The 5,542-nt window shown below is 30.4% G+C and carries 4 protein-coding genes; 1 reads left to right on the plus strand and 3 read right to left on the minus strand.

Features of this window, described 5'->3' with window-relative positions; genetic code table 11:
* Positions 1–262: 262 nt before the first annotated feature.
* The 3 genes from V5787_RS01700 to nadC form a co-directional block, all read right to left on the minus strand.
* Positions 263–2,593 carry a glycoside hydrolase family 20 protein gene (locus V5787_RS01700; RefSeq protein ID WP_336891559.1) on the minus strand — a complete coding sequence of 777 codons (2,331 nt, stop codon included), beginning with the start codon at positions 2,591–2,593 and terminating at the stop codon, positions 263–265.
* 314 nt (positions 2,594–2,907) lie between these two features.
* Positions 2,908–3,828 carry a YihY/virulence factor BrkB family protein gene (locus V5787_RS01705; RefSeq protein ID WP_336891560.1) on the minus strand — a complete coding sequence of 307 codons (921 nt, stop codon included), beginning with the start codon at positions 3,826–3,828 and terminating at the stop codon, positions 2,908–2,910.
* Positions 3,829–3,853: 25 nt separating this feature from the next.
* On the minus strand, positions 3,854–4,711 hold the full coding sequence (gene nadC / locus V5787_RS01710; protein ID WP_336891561.1) for a carboxylating nicotinate-nucleotide diphosphorylase: 858 nt from the start codon (positions 4,709–4,711) through the stop codon (positions 3,854–3,856).
* Between the two features lie 129 nt (positions 4,712–4,840).
* On the opposite strand from nadC, the gene rlmH reads away from it, so the two are divergent.
* Positions 4,841–5,314: a 23S rRNA (pseudouridine(1915)-N(3))-methyltransferase RlmH gene (gene rlmH, locus V5787_RS01715; RefSeq protein ID WP_336891562.1), complete on the plus strand. Its 474-nt coding sequence runs from the start codon at positions 4,841–4,843 to the stop codon at positions 5,312–5,314.
* The last annotated feature ends 228 nt before the right edge of the window (positions 5,315–5,542 follow it).

A 5,542-nucleotide genomic window follows, 5' to 3' on the forward strand; every position in this document is an offset into this window, starting at 1 on the left:
TAAATCACAAATGCTATCTGCAAAAGTAGGTGTTATTTGTAGTTTCATGGCTTGAATATACATCTTAATAAGTTAACAAACAATGATTTACACCCTAAGTTTGGGTCTTTGTTTTTGTCATGTACCTTGCAACGGTCTTAATATAATGGTTATCTTAAATAAATCTCAATATTTTTGAATCCTAAAATAAGAATTCCATACAAATTGCACTTTTGGAATTATCAATGAGTTGCATTTTTTAAAGTATGCCAATTCTTATGTTTTATTCTATTACAACTTCGTCAACAAACAACCATGAACCTCCTCCATTGGGTGGCGATCCTAAATTGGTGACTTTTACTTTTACAAATTTAGCATTAATAGGATTTATGTTTACTACAAAATCTTTTAAACTCGAATCTGCATTTTGTAAATAGTCTCTTTTTGTTTCACCTTGTTTTTCAAATGAGTTTCCATCTATAGAAGTGAACACTTCAACAGCTACTGGAAAGTAAATTCCAGAACCTTGATTTTCCATAGTTCCAACAGAAACTTTTTCTATCGTTTGTTCATTCTCTAAATCAATAACAACTTCCATATCATTACCTATCCATGCTTGCCATTGTCCATCATGAAAATTCTTTGTTCCTCTAATAGAATTTGTCAAGTTAAAGGCTCCTTGCCCCTTATATTGATCGCTATATATGTTTTCGTATTTTACAGTTTTTCCAACAGCTTTATGAAACTTAATAGTATCTATGTATATTTTCCCAATGGCTATATCATCTTCAAACAATGCTGCTTTAATAACTGTTGTTTCAGTAATTTCAATCGGATTAGTATACTTAATTGCATCAGTATTAAGTTCACTGTTTCCTAAAACATAGCGAATATCTGAATTTGATAATTCATTTTTTAACACCAATGAAATGGACTTGTTTTCTAATGATATTTCAGAATTTGAAGAAACTAAGTATACACTCTTCGCGTAATTTAATCCAATTACATCATATCGTTTAAATAATTGTTTTACTCTAATCGAAAAATCACTCCAATCTCTCAATTCTTTAGAACTCCAAACCGCTTCTGATAATGCAGCAATTCTAGGGAATATCATGTATTCTGATTGCTCATTTGTAGGTACATATTCTGTCCATAAATTTGCTTGTCCACCCAAAACATGATTTGCTTGTTCAGGTGTCATGGACTCTACAACAGGATCAAATTTATATACTTTGCTCAATGGTAAATAACCTCCCCAAGCCTTAGGTTCATCGTTCATTGGTCCTTGATAGTGATCGAAATAACAGTGTGAATTAGGTGTCATAATAACATCATGCCCTTGTTCTACTGCTTCGATTCCTCCTTTTACTCCTCTCCAACTCATTACCGTTGCATTCGGAGCCAAACCACCTTCTAAAATTTCATCCCATCCCAATAATTTCTTTCCTTTAGAATTGAGAAACTTTTCCATACGAGTAATAAAATAACTCTGTAATTCGTGAGTATCTTTTAGACCTTCTTCTTTAATTCTTTTTTGACAATGTGGACAAACATCCCAATTTGTTTTTGTCGCTTCATCTCCACCTATATGAATATATTCAGATGGAAATATATCCATCACTTCTGTCAATACATCTTCCAAGAATTCAAAGGTACTTTCTTTACCTGCACAGTAAATATCTGTTATAGGCCATAAACCACCAGAAGGAACTCCGATTGGTTTATCAAGACACGATAATTCTGGATAAGACGCAATGGCACTAGAAACATGTGCAGGCATTTCAATTTCAGGTACAATCTCTACATTTAAAGACTGACCATAAGCAACAATTTCTTTTAAATCTTCTTGGGTTAAATAACCTCCATAAGTTCCTTTTTCTTCTGCTGTAGTTTCTCTTCTTCCTTTCCATGCAGCAGATTCTTGATCAACTCGCCAAGCTCCTTTTTCTGTTAACTTTGGATATTTTTTAATTTCAATTCTCCATCCTTGATCATCTACTAAGTGTAAATGTAAAACGTTCATTTTGTGCATTGCCAAATTAGTAATCACTTCTTTTATGTATTCTTTATCAAAAAAGTGCCTGGACAAGTCCAACATTAAACCTCTCCATTTATATCTAGGAGCATCTATTATTGTGATATTTGGCAAGATCCATTGAATATCAGTCTGAACTGAGTTACTTTCAATTTCAGGAGGTAATAATTGAAATAAACTTTGAAAAGCATACATAAAACCACCGTAACTACTTGCTTCTATCTTAATTGTTTTATCTTCAATTCCTAAAACATATGCTTCTTCTGTCAACCCCGATTTTTCATTAATCAAGATGCTATTACGCATATTTGTTGAATTGCTTATTTCAAGTTTTATTCCAGATGCCTTGTAGAATTTCTCAATAAAATAAGAAGCAATAGAACGTTGGGACTCATTATTAATAACAACTTTTGTGTTTTTAGTTATTGTAAAACTTCCTTTTTTTAGTTCAAGCTCTTTCGGTTGTGGAATGATTGAAATTTCATTTAATGTAAAATCTTTTTGAACATTCGACTGGCATGATACCAATAAAAAAAGAAAAAGTATTATGATGGAGTTTATATGTTTTGAAATCATTATAAAAGTTTAAATTGTATACAAATCTTACGATTCTTCAAATGAAATAAAATAAAATTAGACACACAACCGATAAACGAGGTCTAAAGAAGCAAAATATAAAATTTTCGATGTGAATAAAATTCTATGTAGCTTGAGCTTTTATATAATCATCAATCTGGCAATATATCCTTTTCTAGCAAAGTTATACAATTCATCTTTATCACCTAGTTACTAGATGGCATTTACAGCTGTCAGTATTATTGTTTGCCTGTATTTTTATTATTGTAACCAAATATTTACATGGCATTATTGTATGTTAAATCAACATAATATCAATATGTAGGTTTTTTGAATTTGGAATTAGATAAAAGCCCTTTTGAATTTTGCCTAAGTTTGTTCATGCTTGCATTTAGTTCAAAACCAAGTAATAAAATAATGGAATTCAGCCAGATAAAAAGCATTATTATTAGCAAAGCCCCTATAGAGCCATACAACTCATTGTATTTCGCAAACTTATCTACATATATACCAAAAGCATAAAAAGTTAAGATGTATAAAACGGTTGTTAAAATTGCTCCTGCAGAAAAAAATGAAGATTCCTTTCCTTCCTTTGTTCCAAAATAATACAATAAGGATACAGTTGTAAAAATCATAAAAATAAATATCAAATACCTGATATTACTTAACCATAGAAATTGGTCGCTTAACCATCCTTTTTGAATTAAAAAATCCAGCCCAAATTTAAATAAAATCGTAACTACAACAGTTAATATCAACAATATCGACATTAATAGGGAAGTTCCTAAAGAAACAATATAACCTTTTACAACACTTCTTACTTCAGTAATATGATAAGAGTATTCAAAACCACCAAAAATCGCATTGACTCCATTTGTCATTAAAAAAATGGAAACTAAAAATCCAAAAGAGAGCAAACCTCCGTATTTGTTTTTAGCGATATCCTCCAAAACAGGAACAACGGCATTATAGGTTTTCGCAGGAACAGCTTCCGAAATCATCTCCATAAAACTATCCTGAAAACCTTCTACAGGAATATAAGGTATTAACGTAAGCATAAATAGCATAAATGGGAAAATAGCCATAAAAAAACTATAAGAAATACCACCAGCCCTTGAGGTAAGACCTCCTCTTACAATTCCAACTATATACATATATAACAGATCATAAAAGGTCATTCCTTCTAAACCTGGAACTTTTATTTTTTTTCCTAAATTGACAATTTTTTCAATCATAACTTTTTATCTGAATTTTGACTGATTAAAATGCCTTTAAGCTTAGGTCCATATTATACACAGAATGCGTCAATGCTCCAGAAGAAATATAATCAACTCCGCATTCCGCATAAGATCTAAGTGTTTTTTCATTGATTCCTCCAGAAGATTCTATTTGACATTTTCCATTGATCATTAAAATAGCTTTTCTTGTGTCTTCAAAAGTAAAATTATCGATTAAAATCCTATGAATACCATCAGAATTTAATATTTCTCTAATCTCTTTTAAATCTCTAGCTTCAATAATTATTTTTAAATCTCTACCTGTCTCTTTTAAGTAAGTATGAGTTTTTTCAATTGCTTTGGTAATTCCTCCCGAAAAATCAATATGATTGTCTTTTAACATAATCATGTCATATAGGGCAAATCTGTGATTGACACCACCTCCAATTTTTACTGCCCATTTTTCCAAAGCACGAATTCCCGGGGTTGTTTTACGGGTATCTAAAATTTTAGTATTTGTTCCTTCCAACAATCCTGTATAGTATTTTGTTTTTGTAGCAATAGCACTCATGCGTTGCATTACATTTAAAATCAATCTTTCTGCTTTTAAAATGGCATGTGAAGTTCCTTCCACGGTCAACACAACATCTCCATGTTTTACCTCAGTACCATCTTTTATCAATACAGTAATTTTTATAGAAGGCTCAATATATTTAAAAACTCTTTCAGCAAAAGCAACACCAGCAATAATACCTGTATCTTTTACTAATAATTGAGCTTTTCCAATAGCTCCTTTTGGTATACATGCCAATGAACTATGGTCACCATCTCCCACGTCTTCACGAATAGCATTTTCTATTATTATTTCTAATTCTTTTTCAAATTGAACTTCTGTAATCATAGCATAAATTTTATTGTACAAAAATACATTTTCTATCGAAGTTTAAAAAAATAATTTTCGCTTAATATCATCTTCATTCAAACTTAGAATTTAAAGAGAATCTTCCTTCTATTTTCTATATTTGTAAATATGAAGATAAAACTCCTGACAATCGGAAAAACAGATGATAAAAACTTGTCTGCTTTGATAGAAACCTATCAAGTTAGATTAAAACATTATATTAAATTTGAATTGGAAATTATCCCTGACATTAAGAATGTAAAAAACCTTTCTGAAAAGCAACAAAAAGAAAAAGAAGGGGAGTTAATTTTAAACAAATTACAGCAAACCGATCAATTGATTTTATTGGATGAAAAGGGTAAAGACTTTCGTTCCCTAGAGTTTTCACAATACCTTCAAAAGAAAATGAATTCTGGCATAAAACAATTGGTGTTTGTTATTGGAGGTCCCTATGGATTTTCTGAAACAGTTTATAAAAAATCAATGGGTAAAGTATCTTTTTCAAAAATGACTTTCTCACATCAAATGATCCGGTTGTTTGTGGTAGAACAGTTATATAGAGGCTTTTCCATCTTAAAAAATGAACCATATCATCATGAATAAATTTGCTGAATTCAATTTATAAACGCAACTTCGGCATTAAAAAATCATACTGTTCAGTAGATAAATTTATGTTTTAGTATTTACTAAATACTAAGACCGTTGCATAATGCTCTTTTCATTTTTAGATTTCAATTTTGACTTTTTAAATCTAAAATTTATATTTTTTTTTCTTATTTTCATTGTTTATGTTAGTTATGGATCTATTTTTTGGTTCATTTTCCTTTAGTT

It is taken from the genome of Flavicella sp. (genome assembly GCF_037132785.1).
Classification (GTDB): domain Bacteria; phylum Bacteroidota; class Bacteroidia; order Flavobacteriales; family Flavobacteriaceae; genus Flavicella.